General features: G+C 64.0%; 32 protein-coding genes. 18 read left to right on the forward strand and 14 right to left on the reverse strand.

The genetic code is table 11. The features are described 5' to 3' along the window. Positions 1–22: 22 nt before the first annotated feature. The 3 genes from lepB to Q1U94_RS02235 are packed head-to-tail and all read right to left on the reverse strand — an operon-like array spanning position 23 to position 1,310. Complete coding sequence (lepB, locus tag Q1U94_RS02225) at positions 23–775, reverse strand: signal peptidase I (protein WP_300541495.1); 753 nt, start codon at positions 773–775, stop codon at positions 23–25. Positions 776–783: 8 nt separating this feature from the next. After that, a complete protein-coding gene (locus tag Q1U94_RS02230) occupies positions 784–1,104 on the reverse strand; it encodes a YbjQ family protein (RefSeq protein ID WP_300541497.1) in 321 nt (106 codons plus the stop codon). Beyond that, a complete protein-coding gene (locus tag Q1U94_RS02235) occupies positions 1,101–1,310 on the reverse strand; it encodes a hypothetical protein (protein WP_300541499.1) in 210 nt (69 codons plus the stop codon). The genes Q1U94_RS02230 and Q1U94_RS02235 overlap by 4 nt, the downstream gene beginning before the upstream one ends. Positions 1,311–1,522: 212 nt before the next feature. Between Q1U94_RS02235 and Q1U94_RS02240 the strand changes: the two genes are divergently transcribed. Further along, positions 1,523–1,906: a hypothetical protein gene (locus Q1U94_RS02240; RefSeq protein ID WP_300541501.1), complete on the forward strand. Its 384-nt coding sequence runs from the start codon at positions 1,523–1,525 to the stop codon at positions 1,904–1,906. A gap of 10 nt (positions 1,907–1,916) precedes the next feature. Here Q1U94_RS02240 and Q1U94_RS02245 read toward each other — a convergent pair whose 3' ends face one another. Further along, a complete protein-coding gene (locus Q1U94_RS02245; RefSeq protein ID WP_300541503.1) occupies positions 1,917–3,668 on the reverse strand; it encodes an acyl-CoA dehydrogenase in 1,752 nt (583 codons plus the stop codon). Between the two features lie 128 nt (positions 3,669–3,796). Between Q1U94_RS02245 and Q1U94_RS02250 the strand changes: the two genes are divergently transcribed. The 5 genes from Q1U94_RS02250 to Q1U94_RS02270 are packed head-to-tail and all read left to right on the forward strand — an operon-like array spanning position 3,797 to position 7,934. Further along, on the forward strand, positions 3,797–4,411 hold the full coding sequence (locus Q1U94_RS02250) for a YceI family protein (protein WP_300541505.1): 615 nt from the start codon (positions 3,797–3,799) through the stop codon (positions 4,409–4,411). After that, complete coding sequence (locus Q1U94_RS02255) at positions 4,408–4,986, forward strand: cytochrome b (protein ID WP_300541507.1); 579 nt, start codon at positions 4,408–4,410, stop codon at positions 4,984–4,986. Before Q1U94_RS02250 ends, Q1U94_RS02255 begins: the two co-directional genes overlap by 4 nt. Before the next feature lie 5 nt (positions 4,987–4,991). Beyond that, positions 4,992–5,534, forward strand: a complete 543-nt coding sequence (locus Q1U94_RS02260; protein WP_300541509.1) for a YceI family protein — start codon at positions 4,992–4,994, stop codon at positions 5,532–5,534. Positions 5,535–5,573: 39 nt separating this feature from the next. Beyond that, complete coding sequence (locus tag Q1U94_RS02265) at positions 5,574–6,515, forward strand: L-threonylcarbamoyladenylate synthase (RefSeq protein WP_300541511.1); 942 nt, start codon at positions 5,574–5,576, stop codon at positions 6,513–6,515. Between the two features lie 6 nt (positions 6,516–6,521). Then, positions 6,522–7,934 (forward strand): FAD-binding oxidoreductase, encoded by a 1,413-nt coding sequence (locus Q1U94_RS02270; protein WP_300541513.1) that lies wholly within the window; start codon positions 6,522–6,524, stop codon positions 7,932–7,934. 4 nt (positions 7,935–7,938) lie between these two features. On the opposite strand, the gene Q1U94_RS02275 is transcribed toward Q1U94_RS02270, so the two are convergent. Beyond that, positions 7,939–9,003 carry an endonuclease/exonuclease/phosphatase family protein gene (locus Q1U94_RS02275; RefSeq protein WP_300541515.1) on the reverse strand — a complete coding sequence of 355 codons (1,065 nt, stop codon included), beginning with the start codon at positions 9,001–9,003 and terminating at the stop codon, positions 7,939–7,941. A gap of 109 nt (positions 9,004–9,112) precedes the next feature. Between Q1U94_RS02275 and yaaA the strand changes: the two genes are divergently transcribed. From yaaA to Q1U94_RS02315, 8 genes are all read left to right on the forward strand, one after another. After that, complete coding sequence (gene yaaA / locus Q1U94_RS02280) at positions 9,113–9,898, forward strand: peroxide stress protein YaaA (RefSeq protein WP_300541517.1); 786 nt, start codon at positions 9,113–9,115, stop codon at positions 9,896–9,898. A 93-nt stretch (positions 9,899–9,991) separates the two neighbouring features. Beyond that, a complete protein-coding gene (locus Q1U94_RS02285; protein ID WP_300541520.1) occupies positions 9,992–10,792 on the forward strand; it encodes a 3-hydroxybutyrate dehydrogenase in 801 nt (266 codons plus the stop codon). Positions 10,793–10,813: 21 nt separating this feature from the next. Next, complete coding sequence (locus tag Q1U94_RS02290; protein ID WP_300541522.1) at positions 10,814–11,266, forward strand: NUDIX hydrolase; 453 nt, start codon at positions 10,814–10,816, stop codon at positions 11,264–11,266. Positions 11,267–11,274: 8 nt separating this feature from the next. Next, entirely contained in the window at positions 11,275–11,676 is a 402-nt protein-coding gene (locus Q1U94_RS02295; protein WP_300541524.1) for a TIGR02301 family protein, read from the forward strand. A 118-nt stretch (positions 11,677–11,794) separates the two neighbouring features. Further along, positions 11,795–12,817, forward strand: a complete 1,023-nt coding sequence (locus tag Q1U94_RS02300; RefSeq protein ID WP_300541526.1) for an efflux RND transporter periplasmic adaptor subunit — start codon at positions 11,795–11,797, stop codon at positions 12,815–12,817. Positions 12,818–12,925: 108 nt separating this feature from the next. Then, a complete protein-coding gene (locus tag Q1U94_RS02305; RefSeq protein ID WP_300541528.1) occupies positions 12,926–13,627 on the forward strand; it encodes an ABC transporter ATP-binding protein in 702 nt (233 codons plus the stop codon). Next, on the forward strand, positions 13,624–14,781 hold the full coding sequence (locus tag Q1U94_RS02310; RefSeq protein WP_300541530.1) for an ABC transporter permease: 1,158 nt from the start codon (positions 13,624–13,626) through the stop codon (positions 14,779–14,781). Before Q1U94_RS02305 ends, Q1U94_RS02310 begins: the two co-directional genes overlap by 4 nt. A 10-nt stretch (positions 14,782–14,791) precedes the next feature. Next, positions 14,792–15,976 carry an ABC transporter permease gene (locus Q1U94_RS02315; protein ID WP_300541532.1) on the forward strand — a complete coding sequence of 395 codons (1,185 nt, stop codon included), beginning with the start codon at positions 14,792–14,794 and terminating at the stop codon, positions 15,974–15,976. Between the two features lie 31 nt (positions 15,977–16,007). On the opposite strand, the gene Q1U94_RS02320 is transcribed toward Q1U94_RS02315, so the two are convergent. The 4 genes from Q1U94_RS02320 to Q1U94_RS02335 form a co-directional block, all read right to left on the reverse strand. Next, positions 16,008–16,769 carry a hypothetical protein gene (locus tag Q1U94_RS02320; RefSeq protein WP_300541534.1) on the reverse strand — a complete coding sequence of 254 codons (762 nt, stop codon included), beginning with the start codon at positions 16,767–16,769 and terminating at the stop codon, positions 16,008–16,010. Between the two features lie 60 nt (positions 16,770–16,829). Beyond that, positions 16,830–17,207 (reverse strand): DUF6165 family protein, encoded by a 378-nt coding sequence (locus Q1U94_RS02325; protein ID WP_366917244.1) that lies wholly within the window; start codon positions 17,205–17,207, stop codon positions 16,830–16,832. A gap of 245 nt (positions 17,208–17,452) precedes the next feature. After that, positions 17,453–18,793: a dihydroorotase gene (locus tag Q1U94_RS02330; protein WP_300541538.1), complete on the reverse strand. Its 1,341-nt coding sequence runs from the start codon at positions 18,791–18,793 to the stop codon at positions 17,453–17,455. Further along, a complete protein-coding gene (locus Q1U94_RS02335; RefSeq protein WP_300541539.1) occupies positions 18,790–19,755 on the reverse strand; it encodes a glycosyltransferase family 9 protein in 966 nt (321 codons plus the stop codon). Before Q1U94_RS02335 ends, Q1U94_RS02330 begins: the two co-directional genes overlap by 4 nt. A gap of 65 nt (positions 19,756–19,820) precedes the next feature. Here Q1U94_RS02335 and Q1U94_RS02340 point away from each other — a divergent pair, with 65 nt between their 5' ends. Next, the gene (locus tag Q1U94_RS02340; protein WP_300541541.1) at positions 19,821–20,642 is read left to right on the forward strand and encodes a hypothetical protein; all 822 of its coding nucleotides are present in this window, start codon (positions 19,821–19,823) and stop codon (positions 20,640–20,642) included. Here the strand turns inward: Q1U94_RS02340 and Q1U94_RS02345 are convergent. After that, positions 20,639–21,352 carry a DUF6445 family protein gene (locus Q1U94_RS02345; RefSeq protein WP_300541543.1) on the reverse strand — a complete coding sequence of 238 codons (714 nt, stop codon included), beginning with the start codon at positions 21,350–21,352 and terminating at the stop codon, positions 20,639–20,641. The two genes, Q1U94_RS02340 and Q1U94_RS02345, sit on opposite strands and share 4 nt — an antisense overlap. 129 nt (positions 21,353–21,481) lie before the next feature. Here Q1U94_RS02345 and Q1U94_RS02350 point away from each other — a divergent pair, with 129 nt between their 5' ends. From Q1U94_RS02350 to Q1U94_RS02360, 3 genes are all read left to right on the forward strand, one after another. Beyond that, positions 21,482–22,084, forward strand: coding sequence for a DNA-3-methyladenine glycosylase I (locus Q1U94_RS02350; protein WP_300541545.1), 603 nt, complete (start codon positions 21,482–21,484; stop codon positions 22,082–22,084). A gap of 92 nt (positions 22,085–22,176) precedes the next feature. Beyond that, complete coding sequence (locus tag Q1U94_RS02355; protein ID WP_300541547.1) at positions 22,177–22,398, forward strand: hypothetical protein; 222 nt, start codon at positions 22,177–22,179, stop codon at positions 22,396–22,398. 137 nt (positions 22,399–22,535) lie between these two features. Continuing rightward, positions 22,536–22,979: a peptidase S1 gene (locus Q1U94_RS02360; RefSeq protein WP_300541549.1), complete on the forward strand. Its 444-nt coding sequence runs from the start codon at positions 22,536–22,538 to the stop codon at positions 22,977–22,979. A gap of 4 nt (positions 22,980–22,983) precedes the next feature. Here the strand turns inward: Q1U94_RS02360 and fghA are convergent, their stop codons facing one another. The 4 genes from fghA to Q1U94_RS02380 form a co-directional block, all read right to left on the reverse strand. Then, a complete protein-coding gene (gene fghA / locus Q1U94_RS02365; protein ID WP_300541551.1) occupies positions 22,984–23,823 on the reverse strand; it encodes an S-formylglutathione hydrolase in 840 nt (279 codons plus the stop codon). Positions 23,824–23,855: 32 nt separating this feature from the next. Beyond that, positions 23,856–24,275: a type II toxin-antitoxin system VapC family toxin gene (locus Q1U94_RS02370; protein ID WP_300541553.1), complete on the reverse strand. Its 420-nt coding sequence runs from the start codon at positions 24,273–24,275 to the stop codon at positions 23,856–23,858. Then, positions 24,272–24,499: a hypothetical protein gene (locus Q1U94_RS02375; protein ID WP_300541555.1), complete on the reverse strand. Its 228-nt coding sequence runs from the start codon at positions 24,497–24,499 to the stop codon at positions 24,272–24,274. Before Q1U94_RS02375 ends, Q1U94_RS02370 begins: the two co-directional genes overlap by 4 nt. 62 nt (positions 24,500–24,561) lie before the next feature. Next, on the reverse strand, positions 24,562–25,671 hold the full coding sequence (locus tag Q1U94_RS02380; protein ID WP_300541557.1) for an S-(hydroxymethyl)glutathione dehydrogenase/class III alcohol dehydrogenase: 1,110 nt from the start codon (positions 25,669–25,671) through the stop codon (positions 24,562–24,564). Positions 25,672–25,733: the final 62 nt, after the last annotated feature.

The raw sequence follows: 25,733 nt of genomic DNA on the forward strand, positions 1-25,733 counted from the left end.
TCGGGGAGAGGTTAGAGCGAGGTCAGAGCCCGCGCCAGACCCGGCCGCGGGGACAATACAGCCCGTCTTCGCGGCGGCAGCGTTCCAGGGTGAACAGCACGGTCTCTGCCCGGCCGACCACGTTCTCCAGCGGCACAAGGCCCGGACCGCTCGGCGCGCGGCTGTCGTTGGAGGCATCGCGATTGTCGCCCATCACGAACACCGTCCCCGGCCGCACCGTCACCGGTCCGTAATTGTCCAGCGGCGCATTGTCGCGCTGTTCGTAGATGGAATGCTCACGGTCACCCGGCAGGACTTCAGTGTAATGCGTCGTGGTGACGACCTGCTGGGAGGGGTGTTCGCGATAGGAACGCACCTCTTCGAACATGCGCGGCACCGCTTCGCCATTGAGATAAAGTCTGCCCTCGCGCACCTCGATCACGTCGCCTTCGATACCGATCACGCGCTTGATGAGATTGCGCGGCGGGCTCTGGCGCTCGTCGCGGAACACAACGACATCGCCGCGGCGCGGATTATGCCAGGCGATCCGTCCGTCCCAGTTGTCGGGCAGAAGATAGCCTATCCCCAGCGGCAGCGAATGCACGGAGTAGCCATAGGCCCATTTAGACACCAGAACCCGGTCGCCGACTTCCAGCGATGGCTGCATGCTTTCGGAAGGAATGTGGAACGCCGCGAAACCGAAGGTGACCAGGCCCAGCCAGACCGCCGCAACGCCGGCAACGAAACGCACGGTTTCCATGATCTCGTCGGCGGCACGGCCGGCGAGACGTTTCATCAGGGGACTCATTTCAGTTTTACCGCCGTTCCATAGGCCAGGATTTCCGCTGCGCCTTCCATCACCGCCGACGTCGACAGGCGCACCGTGACGATGGCGTCGGCACCGAGTTCCTCGGCATGCCTGCACATCCTGTCCAGTGCGGTTTCGCGGGCTTCGGACAGAAGGTCGGTATATTCGGGCACTTCCCCACCAACCAGATTACGCAGGCCGGCGATGAAATCGCGGCCGAAAAAGCGTGCCCGTACGACGTTGCCACGCGCTATGCCGACCGGCCGGTCGATCTCGCGGCCCGGCACGGTATCGGCCATGGTTACAATCAAGCTCATTCGTCCTCCCCGTCCGCGAAGCGCACGCGATGATCGCGCGCCCGCAGAAACATGATCGCCATGCCCAGCGCCGGTGCCCCTGTGACCGGCAGCCAGAGCAGACTCACCGGGTAGGGCATGTGCCAGCCGGCGAACAATCCCAGCATCACCAGCACCAGGTAGGCTGCCAGTCCGCACAACAGAAGCGCCGGGCCGAGATGATCCATTACTCTGCCTAACGGCACCTGAACGGCTCCTGTCTCAACTCACTTTCAACCCCGAATACGTCGAAACCCGCCCGCAACCAAGGCTGCGGCCGCATCATGACAGCATTTTCAGCAAGGCGTGACATCCCCGCCGCACATGGGACGGCGCCGCGTGCGGTCCCGCTCCACTGGTCCCCGTTTTGCCATTTTCGGCAGGCACAAACACCATCACCATGAGCGACACGATTTACGAACCCGAGGGCACGCCCGCCGCCGACCGCGATGACAAGCTGATGGCCGGGCTCAACTATGTTCTTTTTCTTATCGGCAACATCATCGGCGTCTCCAGCCTGGTTGCCGTGATCATCGCCTACGCAAGGCGCGATGCCGCACCGCACTGGCTGCAGTCGCACTACACCTATCAGATCAAGAGCTTCTGGGCCGCACTGGTTGGCCTGGTGGCGTGCACACTGATGGTCTTTACCGTCATCCTGTCACCGTTCGGGCTGATCGGCTTTGCACTGATCTGGGTGTGGATGCTGGTCCGCTCCATCGTCGGCCTCGTGCGCCTGCTCGACAACCGCGGCCACCCGGACCCGCACGGGATGTGGGTGTAGGCCCCGGCTTCTAGAATCCCACCTCATCGATCATGTCCGCACCAATTGTGACATCGTCGACGCGCGAGGGGGCCAGCGTCATGACAGCTTCGGCGTAGAAATTCGCCAGGGCGATGCGCTGGGTCGCGAAGGCAGGATCGCCTATATTTTCCTTCTGCCGACGCCGCGCGGCCACCGCGCCGACACACAACAGCCATCCGCCCACGACTTCGCCGGCCAGGGTCAGAAACGGCGTTGCGCCGGCCAGCCGGTCCTTCATGTCGGCATCCTCGAGCCAGTCGACGGCTTCGCGGAGAGATTCCAAGGCATCCTGCAACCGCTCGCCCATCAGCGGCAGGTCGGGATGGGACGAGGTGTTGCAAGCCTCAATCGTCTGTTCGATGTCGGCGAAGAGCTCGTCGAACGCGGCGCCGCCATCCATGTTCAGCTTGCGGCCGACCAGATCAATCGCCTGGATTGCATTGGTGCCTTCATAGATCGGGGTGATGCGCGCGTCCCGCAGATGCTGGGCCGCGCCGGTCTCCTCGATATAGCCCATACCGCCATGCACCTGCAGCCCCATTGAGGCGACCTCGACGCCGATATCGGTCGACCAGGCCTTGGCAACAGGCGTGAGCAGGTCCTCGCGCCGCCTGGCCGCTGCCCGCTCCTCGCCGTCCTCGGCATAGCGCGCCATGTCGGCCGCCACGGCACAGGACACGCAGATCGCCCGCGATGCGGCGATCTTCGCACGCATGATCGACAGCGTCCGCTTGATGTCGGGATGGTGGATGATGGCGTGCGGCGCCGGTCCATCGGCATCGACGGCTCGCCCCTGCCTACGCTCCTGCGCATAGGCCAGCGCCTGCTGATAGGCACGCTCGGCGATACCCACGCCCTGAACGCCCACATTCAGCCGCGCAGAATTCATCATCGTGAACATGCAGCGCATGCCGGCGTTTTCCTCGCCGATCAGCCAGCCGGTAGCGCCGGAGTATTCCATCGTGCAGGTCGGCGAACCGTGGATGCCCAGCTTCTCCTCCAGCCCGATGGCACGCAGGTCGTTGCGCGAGCCGTCGGGAAGGATTTTCGGCACCAGGAAAAGCGAGATGCCCTTGGTACCCTCCGGAGAGCCCGGCGTACGCGCGAGAACGAGATGGACGATATTCTCCGCGCAATCGTGCTCGCCCCAGGTAATGAATATCTTCTGGCCGGAGATCGACCAGGATCCGTCGCCGTTCGGCTCGGCCCTGGTGCGCAGCGCGCCGACATCGGACCCGGCCTGCGGCTCGGTGAGGTTCATCGTCGCCGACCATTCGCCGGTCAGAAGCTTCGAGAGATAGCGCTGTCTCTGCTCGTCGGTGCCATGCTCGATCAGGGCTTCGATACCGCCATAGGTCAGCATCGGCCCCAGACCGAAAGAGAGATTGGCACCCTGGATCATTTCCAGAACCGCCACGCCCAGCGCCCGAGGCAGGCCCATCCCGCCAAGGTCGGCCGGGAATTGCAGCCCTTGCCAGCCACCCTCGACGAATTTGGCATAGGCCTCCCTGAAGCCAGCCGGCGTGGTGACGTCTTCGCCATTGAGCTTGCAGTGCTCGGCATCGCCCACCCGATTCAGCGGGGCAAGGACATTCTCGGCCAGCTTGGCCGCCTCCTCGAGGATCGCCGCGGTGAGATCGGAAGTGAAGTCGGGAAACGCACCGGTCGCCTTGAGGCCTTCCACGGCCGCGACCTCTTCCAGGGTGAAACGCAACTCGTCCACGGGTGCGCGATATGTCATGCCCGACCTCCGATTTTGGTTTTCTGGCGGCGAACATAACCTGCCCGGCCGGCGATGCGAATCCGGAAACAGTGTTTTGTCCATCACGCGCAAGGCTGAGACTTTCCGGACGCGCCGGATCGCGCCATATGAGGGCGATGATGTACGACCGCCTGATACCGCTGCTGGCACTTTTCGCAGCGTCCTGCGCCACGCCCACGACGGATCCCCGGCATCTGCCCGCAGGCGAATGGCAGCTGGACCCGGCCCATGCCAGTGTGATCTGGCAAGTCCGACACATGGGGCTGAGCTGGTATACGGGCCGTTTCGATACCGTCGATGCGCGTCTGGATTTCGACCCCGCCCGGCCCGAAGCCTCGCGCCTGACGGTGCATATCGACCCGGCGTCGATCTCCACCGGCGATCCTGGCTTCGACCGCCAACTGGCGCAGGACTGGTTTCATGCCGGCCGGCATCCGCAGATCCGTTTCGTCAGCGAGCGTGTGGACACTACAGGCGAAAACCGCGGCCGTGTCGAAGGCCTGCTTTTCCTCAACGGGCACAGGGCGCCCCTCGTCCTGGAGGTCGAGTTTAATGGCGGCCTCGACAACGTGTTGACGGGGCGGGACACGATCGGCTTCAGCGCCACAGCGACCCTCGACCGGACAGATTTCGGTGTGGGCAATTTGCCGCAGACGGTTCTGGGGCATGAGGTCCGTGTCATAGTGGAAGCGGAATTCGTGAGAAGGGGAGCCCCCACATGACCGGGACATCACGTTACAGCGCCGTCGCCATCGCGCTGCACTGGATCATCGCCGCCCTGCTGATCGGTATGGTGTTTTTCGGCTGGTATATGGAAGATCTGCGCGACGCCGCCTTCGGCGGAGGCAATGTCTCCCTCGACCAGGTGCAGGAAGCCTACAATTTCCACAAGACGACCGGGCTTCTCGTCCTCGTCCTGTCCCTTCTCCGTCTCGGCTGGCGCCTCACTCACAAGACACCCGGCATGCCGGCCGGCATGAAGCCCTGGGAGACGCTGGCAGCACACACCGTGCATTGGGCCTTCTACGGGCTGATGATCGGCATGCCGATCATGGGCTGGATCTCGGCCTCCGCCTCGGAGCTGCCATCATTCCTGTTCAACAATCCCGACCTGCCCTTGCCCCGCCTTCCGGTACCGCAGGACGAGGAACTGCACGAGGTGACCGGTTCCATACACGGCGCAGGCGGCTGGCCCATTCTGGTGCTGTTCGGCCTCCATGTCGCTGCCGCCCTGAAGCATCAATTTGTCGACAAGGACGGGCTGCTCGCCCGGATGATCCCGATCCTGAAAGGATAGCCCGCATGTTGCGTTACGCGTTTTTCCTCGCCCCGGCCCTCATCGCCGCACCGGTAGTGGCCCAGGACTGGACGGTCGATCACGGCGCCAGCTCGGTCGGTTTCGAAACCACCGTGTCCGGCGGCTCCGTGAACGGCACTTTTTCGGACTGGTCGGCAGAGATCGTGCTGGACCCGGACAATCTGGAAGGCGCGCGTATCGACGCGCGCGTCATGACAGCAACAGGGTCGACGGGAAATACGCAGATGGACCAGACCATGCTGTCCAATTCGGGACTGAACCCTGTCGCACACGAGGCCGCGACCTTCCTGTCCGAGGATATACGCGCCACCGACAACGGTTACCAAGCCCACGGCACGCTGACTATCGCCGGCACGGCGCAGGACATTGTCCTGCCCTTCACACTCGACATCGCTGACGGCCGCGCCATCGCCGACAGCCGCTACACGCTCGCCCGCACCGATTATGGCGTCGGCTCGCCGAGCTGGGGCTCGGCCGCCGCAGAGGTAACGCTGATCCTGCATGTGGAGGCGAATGCGGCTCAGTAGGCTTGCGTGCCGGGGTGACGAAGCGCTAGCTCAGGCGTCATGAGTGCCCCGATCAAGCCCGCCACGTCCGAAAGCATCGAGGAAGCCGCCGCCATTCTGCGCGCAGGCGGCCTTGTCGCCATGCCGACCGAGACCGTTTACGGCCTCGCCGCCGATGCGTCGAACTCCGATGCAATCACCCGGCTCTACGAAGTGAAGGGCCGGCCACGCTTCAATCCGCTGATCGCCCATGTCACGGGACCGCGCATGGCCAGGACTGTGGCCGAATGGCCCGAACTGGGCAGCAAGCTGGCCGGCGCTTTCTGGCCCGGACCGCTGACCCTGGTCCTGCCGAAGAAGCCCGGTGCGGCCATTGCCGATATCGCCAATGCGGGGCTGGACAGCCTGGCCCTGCGCGCGCCGGCGCACCCCGCCGCACGCACGCTCCTGTCGGTGTTCGGCAGCCCGCTGGTCGCGCCGAGCGCCAACCTGTCCGGCACGATCAGCCCGACCACCGCCGCCCACGTTGCCGAAAGCCTCGGCGAGGCCGTCGATCTGATTCTCGATGGCGGCACCTGCACGATCGGCGTGGAATCCACCGTCATCGCGATTGACGAAGACAAGGCCGTCCTGTTCCGGCCCGGCGGCCTGGACCGGGCCCAGATTGAAGCGATCGCCGGCCCGCTCGGCACGCCTGACGAAGCGGCCGCACCGGCCAGCCCGGGGATGCTGAAAAGCCATTATGCGCCAAACGCGGCCATGCGGCTCAATGTGACCGAGAAGCAGCCGGGCGAACTACTGCTGGGTTTCGGGGATATCGGCGGAGACCTGAACCTGTCTGCCGAAGGTGATCTGGCGGAAGCTGCCAAACGCCTCTTCTCCGGCCTGCGTGAGCTCGATGCCCGCAAACCGGACCGCATAGCGGTTGCGCCAGTCCCGGAACAGGGTTTGGGTGAAGCCATCAATGACCGTTTGCAACGCGCCGCCGCACCGAAGGACTGAACCGACATGACCGCCGCCGTCACCCTGCCCGCCGATCTGATCGACCGCCTCAAGGCCGCTCTGGGCCCGAAGGGCTGGAGCGAGGACCCGCACGAAGTGGCACCGCACGTCGAGGACTGGCGCGGCCGGTACAAGGGCCAGACCCCGATCCTGCTCAAGCCGGGGACGACGGACGAGGTCGCAGCAGCCGTGAGATTGTGCGCCGAAGCGGGTGTGGCGATCACACCTCAGGGCGGCAACACCTCGCTGTGCGGGGCCGCGACACCGCAGGGCGAAGTGCTGATCACGCTGAAACGGATGACCGCTGTGCGCGAGGTCGATGCCGACAATGATTCGATGACCGTCGAGGCCGGCTGTGTTCTGGAAAACCTGCAAAGGACCGCAGAGGAGGCAAACCGGCTTTTCCCGCTCTCGCTGGGTTCGCAGGGCTCCGCGATGATCGGCGGGCTGATCTCCACCAATGCCGGAGGTGTGCACGTCTTGCGCTACGGCATGACACGGGAACTGGTTCTCGGTTTGGAAGCGGTGCTCCCTGACGGAACCATCTGGTCCGGCCTGACGGGACTGCGCAAGGACAATATGGGCTACGATCTCAAGCAATTGCTGATCGGCGCGGAAGGAACGCTGGGCATCATCACTGCCGCGACGCTGAAACTCTTTCCGCGGCCCGGCCGGACCGAAGTCGCCTTCATCGGCCTCAACTCAGCCGCCGATGCGGTAAAGTTCCTGGGCCTGGCCAAACAGGTCTCCGGCGGGGCTGTGACAGCCTTCGAGCTGATGCCGCGCATGGCGCTGGACATGGTGCTGGAGCACGTATCCGGCACCCGCGATCCGCTGGAAACGGCGCATGACTGGTATGTCGTCTGCGAGATGAGTTTCGGCCGGCCGGACGGCGCCCGCGAAACCATGGAAGCCGCACTGGAGCGGGGATTCGAGGCCGGTCTTGTACAGGATGCGGCCCTGGCGGAGAACGAGTCCCAGATCGAGGATTTCTGGCGCCTGCGCGAGACCATCGCCGAGGCCGAACGCGCACATGGCAAGGCGGTCAAGCACGATATCTCCATTCCGGTCTCCAAAATGCCCGCCTTCATCGCCGAGGCGGCGGAGACGGTCGAGGCCGAATTCGACAATGCTCTCGTCATCGCCTTCGGCCATGTCGGCGACGGCAATGTCCATTTCAACGTCGCCCCGCGCGACGCCGGGGGGCCCGATGTGCTCGCCCGGGCCGACGCGGTCTCGAAACGCGTCTACGACCTGGTTGACGGGTATGGCGGCTCGATCTCGGCGGAGCACGGGATCGGCATTCTCAAGCGCGAGGAACTGGCCGCGCGCAAGCCGGTCGATGTCGCCGTGATGCGGGCGATCAAGCGGGCCCTTGACCCGCAAGGCATCATGAATCCGCGGGTCTTGCTGGGCTGACGCGTTACCCGGCGACAGAACGCAGATACTCCCGGCCGAAATCCACTTTCAGCGCGGCCCATAGCGGCAGGTGGTCGGACATCTGATGGGTGCGCCAATAGGTGCGGTAGTAAAGCGACTTGTTGCCACGCGGCTCGCCACGGGACGTGATGTCGTAGGCTTCACCCATATCGGGAATGTAGAGCGTCTCGTCCGCTTCCCGGTAGACCACCTTGTAGAAGTCGAACGCACCCGCCGCGATGATCTGGTCGCGGGCGAGGTTGGGCGTCATGAACGCCATCTGATCGAAGAAACGCTCTTCCTTGCCGACATTGGTCACCTTCTGCAGGCCGGGCGGAATGGTGAAGCCGGCATCGGTCAGCGCCTGAAAAGTCACGTCGTCGGGTGCGAAGATATTGAAATCGCCCAGCAGGATCAGATTATTTGCCCAGGCATGATCCTCCCTGGCGCGGTCGGCCATGAAGTCGGCGATTTCGCGGATCTCACGTTCGCGCTTTGGATCGTCGGCCCGGCTCTCGCCATATACGATGTGGACCGTCGACAGCATGAATTTGAACCAGCCGGCCTGAAATCCCACTACATAGGGTGTGCGCGCCAGCTGTTGCGAGGGCGTATAGACCAGTTTGCGATTGCCGTCGCGCGTCTCGATGGGCGGGATGACCACCTCGCCTGCCAGGCCGCCGAAGCGGACCTTGCGGCTGTCATAGAGAAAGGCCATGCGCTCACTGTTGCCCTGCGTGCCGCCGGTCACGTCGGTGACCAGATAGTTCCACCAGCGCCCCAGCAGACCGCGCAACTTTTCCAGCGGCGCAGTGTCCAGTCGCACTTCCTGCAGTGCCACAAGGTCAAAGCGGGAAATGATCTCCGCGATATAGTGATAGGGCTCGATCCCGCGCAGGCCGTAGGCCCGACTGTCGAACTCGCGAATATTCCACGTCGCCAGCAACAGCGTGTCGTCCAGCGTCTTGGACGGAATTTCGGCATCCAGCTTGTCGCCAAGGCGCAGGAGCCGATCGGCGATCCGCCTTTGCACCGGATCGGCCGCCTCCAGATCGTAGAAGAACGACATCATCCCCTCCCGGCTGTCGCGCACTGAAGTGTACAACCGAAACGGGAATGGAACCACTGGCATCGCGTCACTGCGCGCCTTATCTTGTCGCCGAAAGGAGATTCCCACGATGCTCGTCCTGCTCTCCCCGGCCAAAGCCATGAATTTCGATCCGATCGAGCGCGATTTGCCCGCGACCACGCCGGCATTGATCGACGACACGCGGGTCCTGTCGAAGACGACGCGGCAGCTGACTATCTCCAAGATCAAGACGATGATGGGGATCAGCGACGATCTGGCGAAACTCAATCGCGAGCGCTTCCAGGCGTTTGACGCGGAAATACCGGGCGAGAAACAGGCTGCCTTCGCTTTCAATGGCGAGGTCTACCGCGGGCTGGATGCTGCCACGCTGAGTGACGAGGACTTGGCTTGGGCGCAGGATCGCCTGCGCCACCTATCCGGCATGTACGGTGTGCTGCGCCCGCTGGATGCGATCCACCCCTACCGGCTGGAAATGGGCCGCAAGCTGCACACCCGCCGCGGAGAAAATCTCTACGATTTCTGGGGCGACCGGATCGCGAAGGAACTCAACCGCCTGCAGGAGGGCGAGCGCGATCCGGTCGTGCTCAACCTGGCCTCCAACGAGTATTTCAAGTCGGTCGATCGCAGGAAGCTCAAGGCTCGCGTGGTCACGGCGAACTTCAAGGAAGAAAAGGACGGCCAGCTGCGCACGCTCATGGTCTTCGCCAAACAGGCCCGTGGCATGATGGCCCGCTGGGTCATCCAGAGCCGCGTCGAGGACCCGGCCGAACTGACGAAATTCGAAGCAAGCGGCTACCGGTTCGAACCGGATGCGTCGAGCGAGGACGAACTCTTGTTTACCCGGCCCCAGCCGGCAGCGGCGAAAGCGGCTTGAGACTTGTTGGCTGCCCTGCAGCGCTTGCCTCACACTTGACCCCGCCCCCGCCTTCCCCTTTCTTGCCCGAAACTCAAACTTGAAAGGTGGTTCATGTCTGCGATCCGTACCGATCTGTCCGGCCAGGTAGCCCTTGTCACAGGTTCGACCAGCGGCATCGGCGCTGCCATGGCCGAGGCGCTGGCGGAGAACGGTGCCCATGTGATCCTCAACGGGCTGGGCGATGCCGGCGGGATCGAGACCCTGCGGGCAAGGATCGCCGCCGATCACGGTGTTGAGGTCCGCTACCACCCCGCCAACATGCTCAAGCCGGACGAGATTGCCGACATGGTCGGCTTTGCCGACAGGGAGTTCGGTCGTCTGGACATCCTGATGAACAATGCGGGAATCCAGCATGTCGCACCGGTGGACGAGTTCCCCGAAGAGAAGTGGGACGCGATTATCGCCATCAATCTCACCTCGGTCTTCCACGCCGCCAAGGCGGCCCTGCCGATCATGAAACGCCAGGGCAAGGGGCGGATCGTCAACCTGGCCTCGGCGCATGGGCTGGTCGCCTCGCCCTTCAAGTCGGCCTATGTGGCGGCCAAGCACGGCGTCATGGGCTTCACCAAGACGCTGGCCCTCGAGGTCGCGGAAGCCGGAATCACCTGCAATGCCATCTGCCCGGGCTATGTCAAAACGCCGCTGGTGGAAAACCAGATCGCCGACACGGCCAAGGCGCGCGGCATTTCTGAAGAGGAGGTGGTGCGTGACGTGATGCTGGCCGCTCAGCCGACCAAGCAATTCGTCACCTACGATCAGCTGGCCGGGGCGCTGCTCTACCTTGTCTCAAGCGCGGGAGCCAATATGAATGGGTCCTGGATCAGCGTGGACGGCGGATGGACGGCGAAGTGAGCCCGACAACCCATTTCATCGATGTCTGAGCGGGACCGGCCGATCGCGGGGGCCGGGATCGTCGTGTTTCGCGGCGACGACGTCCTGCTGATCCGGCGGGGCAAACCGCCCTATGAGGGCGAGTGGTCGCTGCCGGGCGGCAAGATCGAATACGGCGAGACCGCCGCGGAAGCCGCACTGAGAGAGTTGATGGAGGAGACCGGCACGACGGCCCGCATCGCCGGCCTGATCGACGTCATCGACAGTATCGGTGCGCGCGAACCGGGCCGGCCGGGCGACTGGCACTACGTCCTGATCGACTTTGCCGGCATCTGGACGGGCGGCGATCCGGTGGCCGCGGACGATGTTTCGGAAGCTGCCTTCTTTCCCTATGAGGAGGCCGTGAGGCGCACGCGCTGGGACCGGACACGCGATGTTCTCGGACGGGCCCGCGACATCGTCAAGGCCTTGAGCGCGCCACAATCCGGGGCATGATGCGCCGCATGCGCACACTTTGCCTTCTCTGTCTGTCCCTCGTTCTCGCCGGCCCGGCCGAAGCGCAAAAGCCGCGCGACATCGTCCAGACGCCGATCGAGGACGAGGTCGACCGGGACCGCACCCTGCCCTTCCTGGCCTACACGCTGGGCGAGCTGCACTACCTGGCCTATGCCTGCGAAGGCCCCGACGCGCAGGAATGGCGCGGGCGCATGGTCGAACTGCTGGCCATGGAGGCAGCGGACAATGGACGCTTCCGCGACCGGCTGATCGACAGTTTCAATGAAGGCTATCGCTCCCAGCAGCGCTATCGGGCCCGCTGCGGGATCGAGGCCGACGCCGAACGCCGCGCCCTGGCCCATCGCGGCCGCGATCTCTCGGAAATGATGCGCTCGGCCTATTTTGACTGAGGCATGCCTGCTACATCCTGACAGAAGGATGGCGGTAGAGGGACACAAGTCTTGCTTGTCCCGTTTCAAAACCCCTCATGTCCCGCTATTGATTCAGCTTGGGTCATGAGGGGAGACCATGTCAGATCGCCGTTCACAGCTTGAATCCTTGAGTATAGACCGGGGCGACGATGAGGGCCGCACCGGCGTTCCGGTCGGCGTGACCGCCGTGATTGCCCTTCTCATCGGCGGAGCTTCGGCGGGCGCGACCTGGTATTTCACCCGCGGCGAAGCGCCGGAACCGGCCCAGCCGCCGGCTGCCGCGCAACCCGCCCAGACTGCGCCCAGCGAGCTGGTCTCGCCGGCACCGGCCCAGACCAGTTCGCGCGCGTCCGGCCTGGTGGCGTCGGGCTATGTCGTCGCCCGGCGCCAGGCCACGGTTTCCGCCGAGATTACCGGCCGGATCAGCGATGTGCCCGTGGAAGAAGGAACGGTCGTCGAGGATGGCGAAGTCGTCGCCCGCCTGGACGACGAACGCGCCCGTATCCAGCTGCAATTGCTCGAAGCCCAGCGAGAGGCGGCCGCGGCGCGTACCCGTTCGCTGCTGGCCCAGCTGGCCGAAGCGGAACGCGTGGCCGCGCGAGCCCAGACCCTCGCGGAACGCTCGATCGGTTCGGAAGCCGCCGTGACCGCCGCCAGGGCCCAGGCCGACAGCCTGACCGCCCAGATAAATGCAGCCCGCGCCGATTACCAGGCCGCCGACGCCCAAGTGGAAAGCCAGGAGGACCTGGTCGACCGCCACATCGTGCGCGCGCCCTTTGCCGGTGTCGTTGTAGCCAAGAACGCCCAGGTCGGCGAAATCCTGTCGCCTGCATCGGCCGGCGGCGGCTTCACCCGGACCGGTGTCGCCACACTTGTGGACATGGACTCGCTGGAGCTGGAAGTGGACGTCAATGAAGGCCAGATCGGCCGCGTGACGCCGGGCCAGCGTGTCGAGGCCCGTCTCGACGCCTATCCCGACTGGCGCATCCCAGCCCATGTGGAAGCCATCATCCCGACCGCTGACCGGGCCCGGGCCACCATTACCGTGCGTGTCGCATTCGACGAGCGCGACGATCGCATTTTGCCGGACATGGCCGCGCGCGTAGTCTTTGTCGAGTAGAAGAGCTTTAATTTACAAAGTGGAGTCTCTGCTCCACACTGACAGACCGCCGCACGCCTCCGGTACCGGATACGGCACGCGGCACCGGAGACAAGGGGAGTGGAACCCGTGGCATCGCTTTACGAACTAAAAGACCTGTCCAAAAGCTATACGCGGGGCAAGGAATCCATCGCGATTTTCGAACATCTCACAATGTCCATCCCGCAGGGTGATTTCATCGCCATCATGGGACCGTCCGGCTCGGGCAAGACTACCCTGCTCAACCTGCTGGGCGGTATCGACCGGCCTTCTTCCGGCGCGGTCGAGTGCGAAGGCGTGCGGGTCGACAAACTGTCCGAAGGCAAGCTGGCCAAATGGCGCTCGGAGAATGTCGGCTTCATTTTCCAGTTCTACAATCTGATGCCCACCCTCACCGCGGCGCAGAATGTGGAACTCCCGCTGCTCCTGACCAAACTGTCCGGAAAACAGCGCAAGGAACGGGTGAAGACCGCGCTCGATATCGTCGGCCTGGCCGACCGCGCCGGGCACCGTCCGCGTCAATTGTCCGGCGGCCAGCAACAGCGTGTCGCCATCGCCCGCGCCATTGTCGCCGATCCCAAGGTTCTGCTGTGCGACGAGCCGACGGGCGATCTCGACCGGGCCTCGGCCGACGAGATCCTGGAAACACTGCAACTGCTGAACAAGGACCTCGGCAAGACGATCGTCATGGTCACCCACGACCCGTCCGCCGCCAAATACGCCCAGCGTGAGCTGCATCTCGACAAGGGCCGTTTCGTCGAAAAGGAACTCAATCCGGAGCCGGCACAATGAACGACCTGACGCTCATCCGGAAGAACCTCTTCCGCAAGAAGCTGAGGGCGATCCTTCTGACCCTGTCGATCCTGATTGCCTTCCTGATCTTCGGCGTTCTCGGGGCGTTTCACACGGTCTGGACGTCCGGTTCGGAAGTGGCGGCCGACAACCGGCTGGTCACCGTCAACAAGATCAATTTCACCGTCTCCATGCCCTACGCCTATTGGGGCCGCGTCCAGGCCGTGGAGGGCGTCGAGGCGGCCGGCCATGCCAGCTGGTTCGGGGGCTATTACCAGGACCCGACCCAACAGGTGCAGACTTTCGCGATTTCGCCCGAGGCCTATCTGGCCACCTATCCGGAACTCGTCTTTCCGGAAGGCCAGCGCGAGGCTTTCATCGAAAACCGCACCTGCCTGGCCGTCGGCACCGATCTGGCGAGTTTCTTCGGCTGGGAAGCCGGGGACCGTATCCCGCTTCTCTCCAACATCTGGCAAAAAACCGACGGAACCTCGTCCTGGGAGTTCGATATCTGCGCCATATTCGACGGCCGTGAAGAAAACATGCCGGCGAATTACGCCATGTTTCACTACGACTATTACAACGAGGCGCTCGCCTTCAATCAGGACCAGATCGGCTGGATCGTCACCACCACCACAGATCCATCCCTGAACGATCAGGTGGCGCGCGAGATCGATGCGATGTTTGCCAACTCGCCGGCCGAGACGGAAACCTCGACCGAGGCCGCCTTCAACGAGGCCTTCGTCAACCAGTTCGGCAATATTGCGCTTATCCTGCTCTTCGTCGTCGGTTCGGCCTTCACCACGATCCTGATCATCGTCGGCTTCACCATGGTCACTGCAATCAATGAACGCACCGGCGAGATTGCCGTCATGAAGACGCTCGGCTTCCCGGCGCCGCGCATCTTTCGCATGGTGCTTTCCGAAAGCGTGCTGCTGAGCGTCATCGGCGGTTTGCTCGGACTGGGGCTTGCCACCTTGATGATCAATGCGATCGCGACCGTTGCCGCTGCCTTCCTGCCAGGACTTGCTATGCCGCTGGACGTCTTTGTCGCTGGCGTGATCATCGCCGTCATCCTCGGACTCGTCACCGGCCTGGTGCCTGCCATCAACGCCCAGCGCGTGAGAATCGTCACCGCGCTCGGCAAGCAATAGGAGACGCGCCATGTTCAAACAGATCGGCGCCGTCACGATGATGAATCTGCGCTCCATTCCCCAGCGCGCAGGCCTGTCCATCGCCACTATCATCTCCATCGCCCTGGTCACCGGGGTCCTGCTGGGCTTCCTCGCCATGTCGAACGGTTTCCGGGCGACGCTCCAGGGCACGGGTTCGGAAAGTGTGGCCGTGATGCTGCGCGGCGGATCCCAGGCCGAACTGAATTCCGGTCTTTCCAGTGACGATGTCCGCCTGATCGAGGACGCCGCGCCGGGCATTGCCCGGGATGCCGGCGGGCGTCCCCTCGTCTCGGGCGAGCTTTATGTCATTGTCGACGGGATCAAGCGCTCATCCCAGACCGAGGCCAACCTGCCGCTGCGCGGCGTCGGGGAGCGTGCACTGGATGTGCGCGAAGGCTTCCGGATCGTCGAGGGGCGCATGTTCGAACCGGGCACGAACGAGCTGGTCGTCGGCGCGGCGGTGCTCCGCGAATTCCAAGGTTTCGACCTGGGCGAAACGATCCGCCTGGGCACGAATGAATGGGTTGTGGTCGGGATCTTCTCCACCGGCGGCTCGGTGTTCGAAAGCGAGATCTGGGCCGACCTTGCCGTCATTCAGAACCTCTACAATCGCGGAACCGGTGTGCAATCCATCCGCGCCCGTCTGACCTCACCCGGCGCCCTGGAAGATCTTCAGGCGTGGGAGGAGGACGAGCCGCGGCTCAATCTCGATATCGAAAACGAAACGGAATTCTTCGCCGACCAGGCGGGCGGCACCGCCGTGCTGATCGAATATATCGGCTGGCCACTGGCCATCATCATGGCGATCGGAGCCCTCGCCGGGGCCTGGAACACGATGTATTCCTCGGTCGACACCCGCATGCGGGAAATCGCAACCCTGCGTGCCATCGGCTTTTCCGGCTTTGCGGCCTCGGTGGGCACAATGGTGGAATCGCTGGTCCTGGCCGCGATCGGCGGACTGGTCGGTGCCGTGGCCGTCTATCTGTTGTTCAACGGCGTGTCGGCCTCAACCCTCGGCTCGGGCTTCACCCAGGTCGTGTTTTCCTTCGCCGTGACCGGCGGATCGATCGTCGCCGGCATGGTCATGGCCGTAGTGATCGGCTTCTTCGGCGGCCTCGTCCCGGCCATCCGCTCGGCCTATGTGCCGCTGCTGACGGTGCATAGAAGCGAGTAGACCTTGTTGGCGCGGCTTCGCCGCGCGCCCCTCATCCGTAGTACGCATCCTCGGCCGCACGGAGTTTTTCCTCCTCCTTGTGCGGCGGCAGGATCTCCATCTTCACGTGGCGGCGGCGATTGGTGGAGATTACGAAGAAGCGCTTGTCGGGATGTTCGAGCTTGCACTCGAGCATGGCCGAAGTGATCAGATCGACATTCTTCAGATCATCGTCGGACATGCCGAAGGAGTGCGGCAGGTCGTGCCCATAGTCTTCCAGGCCCATTTCCACGCATTGCCGGATCGCCCGGCGCTTCAGACCGGCCGTCGTCAGGTGCGGACCGAGTTCTTCGCGGATTCCCGGGTTGGAACAGGGGAAGATGGCGACATAGTTCGGCTCTTCCGGTAGATGGCCGGCATCAACGATGAGTTTGAGGCCTTCGCGAATGACCTCGCGGGAATGCTGACGCGCCGTAATGATAGCGACCGGACGGCGCTTGAGCACGGCGTACTTGAAAATCTCCCAGGACGGCCCGCGCCAGCTGGCTGTATCGAGCGCCCGGCGAACGTCGCGCAGCAGGTATTCCTCGCCATGCCGGTCCTTGCCGTCGGCGAATTCGCGATAGGCGCGCTGCGGCGGATCGGCCCAGTCCTCCCAGATCCCCGGCACACCGAGATAGGCCTTGATATCCTCGTATTCATGCTGGCGCATGGCGCGCTCTTCGCCAGTCACCGTATTGAGTAGATGCACCCGCGTGGGCAGGTGCAGGATATTCTCGTCGATATCGAAGAAGTAGAAGCTTTGCCTGTCCACGCTGGACGTCCCTGCTCTTGCGGATCGTTAGGCGCCGCATACAGAGCCCGGCGGAAAGGTTCAATACTCGGCGTAGGATTTTTCTTCCACGATGGCCGAACCCAGCAGGAGATTGATCTCCTTCTTCAGCGCGGCGCGCTTGTCATTGGTGATGTAGACGGCCCGCGCGAGACGAATGAATTCCTCGCCGAAATCCTTGTTGCGTTCGCAATCGCGGATGTCGTCCTCGATCTCCCAAAGCGCCTCGTTGACCTGTTTCAGCTCGGCATCGAGACGCGCCATGTCCTCGCTGTCCGGGATCGACTCGGCACGGGTCCTGTTGAGAACCTCCAGCTCGGCGCGGACATTCTTCAGCTTGGCTTCATCGGCAATGCGTTCGGACTTGATGCGCAGGATGGTGATCTTGTCGATCAGTTCGCCCGGCGCAATGGCGGTCATGATGGTGGTGGTCACGTCGGTTATCTCTCGTAGGGACAGAAGGACAAGCCGCGGAGCGCCCATCCTCCCCCTCGATGGGGGAGGGGGACCGCCGCGAAGCGGTGGTGGAGGGGGTGGGGGCGAGGTTTCTGCAAGCTATCAAGCACCGGGATTCACCCCTTCCGACCCGAAGCTTCGCTTCGGCCCACCTTCCCCATCAAGGGGAAGGATGACGGGTTCGCTCGCTGTGCTCAATGCCATGATCTCTAGCCGCGCTTCGGCAGCGCTTCCTGGAAAGTCACCGGCTCGCCGGCGCCCTCCAGCACCAGTTCGCCGTCACGCATCACGGACCGGCCGCGCACGATCGTGCCGACCGGCCAGCCGGTCACCGTCATGCCGGCGAACGGCGTCCAGCCGGATTTCGAGGCCGACCAGTCATCGGTGATTTCCACCCGGCGCTTCATGTCGATCAGCGTGAAGTCGGCATCCCAGCCCGCGGCCATCCGGCCCTTGTTCGCGATACCGAAAATCCGCTGGGCGCCGTGCGAGGTGAGATCGACGAAACGCTCGATGGTCAGACGGCCGGCGTTTACATGATCCAGCATGATCGGGACCAGTGTCTGCACCCCCGGCATGCCGGACGGGCTGGCCGGATAGGGCTTGGCCTTTTCCTCCAGCGTGTGCGGGGCGTGGTCGGACCCGATGACATCGACGATACCGCGCTGCAGGCCGCGCCACAGCCCGGCCCGGTGATGAGCGTCGCGCACCGGCGGATTCATCTGGGCGCGTCCCTTGATGCGCTCATAGATGTCCGGGCCCTCCAGCGTGAGATGCTGGGGCGTCGCCTCGACCGAGGCGACATCGCGGTGATCGGCCAGGAACTCCATCTCTTCGGCCGTCGAAATGTGCAGCACATGAATACGCTTGCCGGTCTTGCGGGCGAGGCGCACCAGGCGCTTGGTCGACATGATCGCCGCTTCGGCATCGCGCACCACGGGATGACTGGTCCAGTCGCCCTCGACGGCCAGGCCGCGCCGGTCGGCCAGACGGTATTCGTCCTCGGAATGGAAGGCCGCCCGGCGCGAAATAGCGTTCAACACGCGTTCGACACCTTCATCGTCCTGGACCAGCAGAGAACCGGTCGAGGCGCCCATGAAGACCTTCACGCCGCAACAGCCCAGCATGCGTTCCATCTCGGCCAGTACACCGGAATTCTCGTTGGTCGCACCGGCATAGAAGGCATGGTCGCAATGCATGCGGCCCTTCGCGCGGGCCAGCTTGTCCAGGTGCATGTCCGGCGAGGTCGTGGTGGGCTCGGTGTTCGGCATTTCGAACACGGCCGTCACACCACCCATCACTGCGGCCAGCGAACCCGTTTGCAGGTCTTCCTTCCACTCCATGCCCGGTTCGCGGAAATGCACCTGGGTGTCGATCACGCCGGGCACCACGGTAAGGCCGGAACAGTCGACCGTCTCGCCGGCCGAGGCCCGGGACAGATCGCCGATTTCCACCGTCTTGCCATTCGTGACGCCGATATCGGCCCGGCCGCGTCCATTGTGGTTGACGACGTCGCCGCCCTTCAGAATGAGATCGAAATTCTGGCTCATGGCATTGTCCTCTCGAACAGGCGTTTGGCGGCATCATACACAGTATCGACGTCGAGGTCGGCTAGCAGGCTTTCCGGATGCCTGCGCCGGTCGGAATGCGCCCGGTCGATCTCCTCGAACGAGGCCGGACCGCGGACCAGGTCGCAATGTTCGCCCCAGGGCCCGTAGCAGCGATCGTCGGACGGACCGAACAGGCCCAGCGTAGGCGTGCCCACGGCCGCGGACATGTGCATCAGCCCGCTGTCGTTTCCGACATAGAGCCGGACCCGTTCCAGGCAGGCCGCCGTCTCGGGCAGGCCCAGCCCCAACAGATCGACGAAATCGAATTCCGGCAACGCCCCGTAGATCGGCTGGGCATAGCCCTCATCGTGCGGACCGCCCAGCATCACCACGCGGGCATGCGGCATCTCGCCGTCCGGCCCGGTGAAGCGCAGGATGAATTCGGCGAACTTCTCCGGCGGCCACACCTTGTAGATCCACGAGGCCGACGGGCAGATGGCCAGGTATTGCGACCCGTCCGGCAGAGCGGGCAGGCGCTCTCGTGCCGCGGCACGATGGTCCTCGCCCAGCCACATCGCCGGCGCGGGAGGATTGTCTTCCAGGCCCAGCACGCTGGCGGCCTCGACGACTTTGGCGATCGGTTCGCGCGCCTGTTTGAGGATTTTGCGCTCCTGCGCCCGCAGCAGCCAGGCCGTTGCCGAACAGCGCATGTCGACCACCAGATCCCACTGGATGCCCACGGTCTGGCGCCACAGATTGAACCAGTGTGTACCGGCGGGCCGCTTGGCCATCACGATGATCCGCTCGACACGCGGCACCTGTTCGAACAGGGCGGCCGCCAGGGGACCGCAGGCGATGGTGAAGCGGGCGTCCGGCCGCGTTTCGACGAGATGGTTCAGCACGCCGGAATTGATGATGGCGTCGCCGATGCGGGTCGATGTGATGAAAAGCACGCGTTCCATGGCAGCGGGCAATAGCGCGCATGGCGGGACTTGGCCAGACGCGATCTCAATGCCATATGCCTTCCATGACCATACCCGATGCCCTGCCCAACACCCTGCCCGGCCGCTCCGTGCTTTCGGTAGCCGGAGCGGAGGCGCGCTCCTTCCTGCAACGCGTGATCACCGCCGATGTGACCGACCTCGAACCCGGCACCTGCCGGCCCGGCGCCCTGCTGACCCCGCAGGGCAAGATCCTGGTGGATTTCATGATTTTCGCCGACGGCCAGACGGTCTGGCTCGATGTGCCGTCCGAAGCCGCCGAGAGCCTCGTGAAACGGCTGAGCCTGTTCAAGCTGCGCGCCAGGGCCGAGGTCGTTGTGAATGCCGATCTCGTCGCCGTCTGGGCGACCTCGCCCTTCCCGGGCTCGGCGCCCGATCCACGCCTGGACAGCCGTATCCATCGCGGCATTACCCAAAGCGGCGGGCCGGAAAAATCCCTGGATGCCTACGAGTTCGAGGCCGGTGTGCCCGCATTTGGCCGGGATTACGGCGAATCCGAAGTCTTCCCTACCGACGTCAATCTGGATGTCTATGGCGGCGTGGCCTGGAAAAAGGGCTGTTTCATCGGCCAGGAAGTGGTCTCGCGCATGAAACGCCGCGGCACGATCCGGAAACGCTCCATCCCCGCCGTCTTCGCCGGCGAGGCTCCGCCGCGCGGAACCGCGGTGATGGCGGGCGACAGCCGGATCGGAGCGATCAGCTCGGCACGGGGGCATAGTGCCATCGTCCTCGCGCGCCTGGACAAGCTGGGCGCATCGGAGCGCTACGCCGAAGCCGACGGCCAGGAAGCCCATCTCTCGATCTCCGAGGATGTCCTGCCTCCGCAGGGCGAGACGCGTATCGGCTAGGATCCTGCCGGCGTGAGGAAGGTATTCACGGTGAGCCGTCCCCGGTCGGCATCGGGCGAGAAGGCGAAATCCTCCGGCATGTCGAATGCATGCAGCACGATGCCCGGATAGATCACCATCCGGTTGAAGACCGCCTCGACACCGCCGATCCGCTCGAACATGGCATCGCTGCCGGCGGGATAGCGCCGGGGCGGCATGCCGTGCGTGGCGACATCGGCCTTGAGGGCAGCCTTGTAGTCCGGAAAGCGCGCATCGGTGACGGTTTCCCAACCGGTACTGCGATGCCGGTAGAAGCCCGTCCCGCCCTTCGCCGGCTCGCAAAGATAGTGCAGCAGGGCGAGTTTGCGGTCGTCGACGCCGTCGAAATGCGGCAGGCACTGCATCGGCAGCAATTCCTCCGCCGGTGTCGTCACCAGCGAGTAGAAACATTCCTGGATATCGAAACCGCCGGGATAGCCGAACACCGCACGCGTAAGCGCCGCCAGCGCCTCGCCGCTCCCGTCGAGCCCGTCGATGCGTGGTTCGGCGCGAATGCCTGGGTAGAAGGGCGCATTCTTGCGGAAGACCCGGGTGCGTGCGTCCGCCAGCATCGCCTCGGGCTCGCGGGCAAAATTGTCGATGATGGCGACGGGCACGCCCTCGCGGCCGATCTGTTCGATCGTCAGCGACCAATGGTCCGGCAGTGTCGGGCTTTCCAGTGAGTCCTTCATGCTCACGCCTTGTGTTTCGCCGGGGAACGCCAACATGATAGGCCAGCGTTCAACCCGCTGGCCAGTTCCCGCGCAAATGCTCTTGCAGCTCCCTGCCGGCCGCCCGGCCCTTGCCCCACAGGTTCATCCATGCCCGCCAACGACACCGCGATCACACCCGCCCGCTGCGGCTGGGTCAATGCCGGAGACACGCTTTATGCCGCCTATCACGACACCGAATGGGGTGTGCCCGAACACGACAGCCGGGCATTGTGGGAAAAGCTGATGCTCGACGGGTTCCAGGCGGGCCTCGCCTGGATCACAATCCTGCGCAAGCGCGATCACATGCGTCAGGCCTTTGACGGGTTCGATCCGGAGATCATTGCCCGCTACACCGATACCGACCGGGAGCGCCTTCTGGCCGATCCGGGGATTATCCGCTCGCGTGCCAAGATCGACGCGGCCATCGGCAATGCCCGCGCCTATCTCGACATGCGGGACCAGGGCATCGACTTTGCCGGCCACCTCTGGAGTTTCGTCGGCGGCGCGCCGGTCCAGAATAAATGGGCCTCGCTGAAGGAAACGCCCACAAGGACGCCGGAAAGCGAGGCAATGTCGAAGGATCTCAAGGCCCGCGGCTTCAAGTTCGTCGGTCCGGTGATCGTCTATGCCTTCATGCAGGCCTGCGGCCTGGTCAACGATCACGAAACCGGCTGCCACCGGCATGAGCCGGTAAAGGCGATGGGCCGATAGCTTTCCGCTTTGTCATCTTCCGACGCGTGACAGTCACGCGGTTTACGCGCTAGCGTCCCGGCATCCTCGATGATCCGGTGTGGAGGCGTCCCGTGTCGCGCTTGCTCGTACTTGCCTGCCTGTCCCTGACGCTGTCCGGCTGCGCCTGGCTGTCCGGCGGACGCGATGACGATTTGCCGTCGGCGGCGGAGCTGGGCGCGGGCGAGTGCCGTCCTGCCGGCCCGCAGGACCCGGCTGCGCCGGGTGAATGGATCTGCGATCGCGGCGAAGGATTCGACCGGGTTCAACCACGCCATCGGGTCGAGAACCGCTAGCCGCCTTCCCCCGAACGGGGGATGCCGCTCCTTCCCGCACCTGCCTAGCCTTTCCGGAGTGCGGGATGGATCCGGGAGAGGTTTCCGGAGAGGCGCATGGCAATCGTCATCCCGCCGTCAAAGGCAGGGAGAGAGCCATGAAACGCCTTATTGTCCTTGGTGCACTCATAGTGCTTGCCGCTGCACCGGCCGGCGCACAAACCTACGGATCCGTCAATCTGCGGGCCGGCTTCACGCCGGACCCCTATCGCACCTCGATCACGTCCGGGGGGACGATCCGGGCCAACAGCCTGTTCTCCAACTGCACCGGATGGGTCGCCGATGCGGTGGACTATGCCCTCCACTATACTGCTGGTGGCTTCAACCTGACGATTTCCTCGACCTCGAATGCCGACACCACGCTGATCGTTCGCGCACCCAACGGCCAGTTCTACTGCGACGACGACAGCGGTCCCGGGCTAAACCCGGCGATCACGCTGAGCAGCCCGCAATCGGGCGCCTACTCGATCTGGGTCGGCTCCTACCGGCAGGGCGAATATGCCCGGGCAACGCTGTCGATTTCCGAGCTGGGGCGGCAATAGGCCGCTACGCGCCCAATATCTCGGCGTGATGGCGCAGATGATCGTCCATGAAACTGGCGATGAAATAGTAGGAATGGTCGTAGCCGGGATGGCGGCGCAGGGTCAGCGACTGGCCCGCTTCCCGGCAGGCCGCCTCGAAAAGCTCCGGTTGGAGCTGTTCGTCCAGGAACTGGTCGGCCTCGCCCTGGTCGACGAGAATGTGAGCGCCGGAGGGCTGGCGCTTTACGAGTTCGCAGGCGTCGTGCTCCCCCCAGGCGGGACACTCATCGCCGAGATAGGCGGTGAATGCCTTGCGGCCCCAGGGCACTTTCGACGGCGCCACGATGGGGGCAAAGGCCGAGACCGAGCGGTAGCGTTCGCGCTGCTTGAAGTGCAGGGTCAGGGCGCCGTGTCCGCCCATGGAATGCCCGAATATCCCCTGCCGGTCCATGTCGGCCGGAAAGGCCGAGCCGGCCAGGGCCGGCAGTTCCTCGGTGATATACTGTTCCATGCGGAAATTCGGCGCCCAGGGCATCTCGGTCGCATCGATGTAGAAGCCCGCGCCCTGGCCGAGATCATAGCTCTCGTCGTCGGCGACATCCTCGCCGCGCGGCGAGGTGTCGGGCGCCACGATCATCAGGCCCAGCTCGGCTGCCACGCGCTGCAGACCCGCCTTCTCCATCACGTTCGACCAGTTGCAGGTCAGCCCCGAGAGGTACCACAGCACCGGCACCGGCCCGCTCTCTGCCTGCGGTGGTGTGAAGACGGCAAAGCGCATGTCGCAGGCACAGGCCTCGCTGTAATGGTCGTGGACCGAAAGCGTGCCGCCGAAAGATTTCCAGCTGGTGACGGGTCGGAGAGTCAAGGCGATGTCCTTTCGGATGAAATGGTGGGCAGTCAGGACGGCTCGATCTCGTCCAGGCCGATCGCCGGAAGATCGAGTCTCTCCCGCGCAAGTGCCAAAAGGCGCTTGTCGGCGGTGATGAACGGCAACCCCTCCCGCCGTGCCAAGGCAATGTAGAGGCAATCATAGACAGTGTGTTCGTGCTCACAGGCAATCTGCAAGGCTTCCGGCTGCAGTGTCAGGTCGGGGTGCAATTCGGGATAGACCGAGAAGTGCCGGATCACGTCCAGGCTTGTCCCCCGGTCTATGTCGCCCCGGCAGTGATACTTCCAGATCGCATTGGCCACTTCGGTAACGATGAGGGCCGGGGCGACCATCGCATAACGGGTGATCGCTGCGTCGGCCTGCTTGTTTCCTGGCACCGGCAGAAACGCCCGCACGGCAACGCTCGCATCGAAAACGGCCGGTTTCAACGATCCCGGTCCTCGCGGATCAGATCCGTCGGGTCGATATCGATGGGCTTGCACCGCTCACGCACACCACGCGCAAACTCCAGAAAACTTTCCCGCCGACGATGGACGCGCTCCTCCAGCACTTCCCGCAGGAATTGCTCCAGCGACTTCTCTTCCAGTGCCGCCATGCGCTTGAGATTGGCGACGACGTGATCGTCGAGATTGCGGATGATGACCTGGCCCATGGCGTGCTCCTGATATCATGGTGATATCATAGCACGCACACAGGCCAGGCCCAATACGGCTCCTAGTACACCACCACGCTGCGGATGCTCTCGCCGGCATGCATCAGGTCGAAGCCCTTGTTGATGTCGTCCAGCCTGAGCTTGTGGGTGATCAGGCTGTCGACATCGATGCGGCCGTCCATGTACATGTCGACGATCTTCGGCACGTCGGTGCGGCCCCTCGCCCCGCCGAAGGCCGAGCCGCGCCAGTTGCGGCCGGTGACCAGCTGGAAGGGGCGTGTGGAGATTTCTGCACCGGCCGGGGCAACGCCGATGATCACGCTGGTGCCCCAGCCCTTGTGACAGCATTCCAGGGCGGTGCGCATCACGTCCACATTGCCGATACACTCGAACGAATAATCCGCCCCGCCGCCGGTCAGCTCGACAAGATGGCCGACGAGATCGCCCTTGACGTCCTTGGGATTGACGAAATCGGTCATGCCGAACTCGCGCGCCATCGCTTCCTTGGCCGGATTGGTATCGACACCGACGATCTGGCGGGCACCGACCAGGCGCAGCCCCTGGATGACATTCAGCCCGATACCGCCGAGGCCGAAGACGACGGCCGTGGAATTCGGCTCCACCCCGGCCGTGAACATCACCGCACCGATGCCCGTCGTCACGCCGCAGCCGATATAGCAGATCTTGTCGAAGGGCGCGTCCTTGCGGACTTTGGCCAGGGCAATCTCGGGCAGGACGGTGAAGTTGGAGAAGGTTGAACAGCCCATATAGTGCAGGATCCTTTCGCCCTTGTAGGAAAACCGCGATGTCCCGTCGGGCATCACGCCCTGGCCCTGTGTCGACCGGATCGACTGGCACAGATTGGTCTTGGGATTGAGGCAGTATTCGCACTCCCGGCATTCCGGCGTGTAGAGCGGGATGACGTGATCGCCGACCTCAAGCCCGCTCACGCCCGGCCCGACCTCGCGGACGATACCGGCCCCCTCATGACCCAGGATCGCGGGAAATGCGCCCTCCGGATCGGCCCCGGACAGGGTGAACTCGTCGGTATGGCAAATGCCCGTGGCCATGATCTCGACCAGGACTTCGCCGGTTTTCGGCCCCTCCAGATCGACCTCGACGACCTCCAGCGGCTTGCCGGCCTCGAATGCAACAGCGGCACGTGTTTTCATGATGCTTCTCCCCGGGATCTGGCGGCTCGATCTTCGACCATGACCGGTCCTCCCGTCAAAGC

Origin of the sequence: Maricaulis sp. (assembly GCF_030149515.1) — a bacterium.
Classification (GTDB): domain Bacteria; phylum Pseudomonadota; class Alphaproteobacteria; order Caulobacterales; family Maricaulaceae; genus Maricaulis.

Bases quoted from the DNA above. Each gene is read 5' to 3' on its own strand.
- Q1U94_RS02260 (WP_300541509.1), top strand. From the start codon at position 4,992: ATGTTGCGTTACGCGTTTTTCCTCGCCCCGGCCCTCATCGCCGCACCG.
- Q1U94_RS02235 (WP_300541499.1), bottom strand. From the start codon at position 1,310: ATGGATCATCTCGGCCCGGCGCTTCTGTTGTGCGGACTGGCAGCCTAC.
- Q1U94_RS02250 (WP_300541505.1), top strand. From the start codon at position 3,797: ATGAGGGCGATGATGTACGACCGCCTGATACCGCTGCTGGCACTTTTC.
- Q1U94_RS02340 (WP_300541541.1), top strand. From the start codon at position 19,821: ATGACCATACCCGATGCCCTGCCCAACACCCTGCCCGGCCGCTCCGTG.
- Q1U94_RS02300 (WP_300541526.1), top strand. From the start codon at position 11,795: ATGTCAGATCGCCGTTCACAGCTTGAATCCTTGAGTATAGACCGGGGC.
- Q1U94_RS02255 (WP_300541507.1), top strand. From the start codon at position 4,408: ATGACCGGGACATCACGTTACAGCGCCGTCGCCATCGCGCTGCACTGG.
- Q1U94_RS02335 (WP_300541539.1), bottom strand. From the start codon at position 19,755: ATGGAACGCGTGCTTTTCATCACATCGACCCGCATCGGCGACGCCATC.
- Q1U94_RS02245 (WP_300541503.1), bottom strand. From the start codon at position 3,668: ATGACATATCGCGCACCCGTGGACGAGTTGCGTTTCACCCTGGAAGAG.
- Q1U94_RS02275 (WP_300541515.1), bottom strand. From the start codon at position 9,003: ATGTCGTTCTTCTACGATCTGGAGGCGGCCGATCCGGTGCAAAGGCGG.
- Q1U94_RS02295 (WP_300541524.1), top strand. From the start codon at position 11,275: ATGCGCACACTTTGCCTTCTCTGTCTGTCCCTCGTTCTCGCCGGCCCG.
- Q1U94_RS02325 (WP_366917244.1), bottom strand. From the start codon at position 17,207: ATGACCGCCATTGCGCCGGGCGAACTGATCGACAAGATCACCATCCTG.
- yaaA (WP_300541517.1), top strand. From the start codon at position 9,113: ATGCTCGTCCTGCTCTCCCCGGCCAAAGCCATGAATTTCGATCCGATC.
- Q1U94_RS02345 (WP_300541543.1), bottom strand. From the start codon at position 21,352: ATGAAGGACTCACTGGAAAGCCCGACACTGCCGGACCATTGGTCGCTG.
- Q1U94_RS02230 (WP_300541497.1), bottom strand. From the start codon at position 1,104: ATGAGCTTGATTGTAACCATGGCCGATACCGTGCCGGGCCGCGAGATC.
- lepB (WP_300541495.1), bottom strand. From the start codon at position 775: ATGAAACGTCTCGCCGGCCGTGCCGCCGACGAGATCATGGAAACCGTG.
- Q1U94_RS02240 (WP_300541501.1), top strand. From the start codon at position 1,523: ATGAGCGACACGATTTACGAACCCGAGGGCACGCCCGCCGCCGACCGC.
- Q1U94_RS02380 (WP_300541557.1), bottom strand. From the start codon at position 25,671: ATGAAAACACGTGCCGCTGTTGCATTCGAGGCCGGCAAGCCGCTGGAG.
- Q1U94_RS02360 (WP_300541549.1), top strand. From the start codon at position 22,536: ATGAAACGCCTTATTGTCCTTGGTGCACTCATAGTGCTTGCCGCTGCA.
- Q1U94_RS02375 (WP_300541555.1), bottom strand. From the start codon at position 24,499: ATGGGCCAGGTCATCATCCGCAATCTCGACGATCACGTCGTCGCCAAT.
- Q1U94_RS02290 (WP_300541522.1), top strand. From the start codon at position 10,814: ATGTCTGAGCGGGACCGGCCGATCGCGGGGGCCGGGATCGTCGTGTTT.
- Q1U94_RS02315 (WP_300541532.1), top strand. From the start codon at position 14,792: ATGTTCAAACAGATCGGCGCCGTCACGATGATGAATCTGCGCTCCATT.
- Q1U94_RS02265 (WP_300541511.1), top strand. From the start codon at position 5,574: ATGAGTGCCCCGATCAAGCCCGCCACGTCCGAAAGCATCGAGGAAGCC.
- Q1U94_RS02310 (WP_300541530.1), top strand. From the start codon at position 13,624: ATGAACGACCTGACGCTCATCCGGAAGAACCTCTTCCGCAAGAAGCTG.
- Q1U94_RS02285 (WP_300541520.1), top strand. From the start codon at position 9,992: ATGTCTGCGATCCGTACCGATCTGTCCGGCCAGGTAGCCCTTGTCACA.
- Q1U94_RS02330 (WP_300541538.1), bottom strand. From the start codon at position 18,793: ATGAGCCAGAATTTCGATCTCATTCTGAAGGGCGGCGACGTCGTCAAC.
- Q1U94_RS02270 (WP_300541513.1), top strand. From the start codon at position 6,522: ATGACCGCCGCCGTCACCCTGCCCGCCGATCTGATCGACCGCCTCAAG.
- Q1U94_RS02350 (WP_300541545.1), top strand. From the start codon at position 21,482: ATGCCCGCCAACGACACCGCGATCACACCCGCCCGCTGCGGCTGGGTC.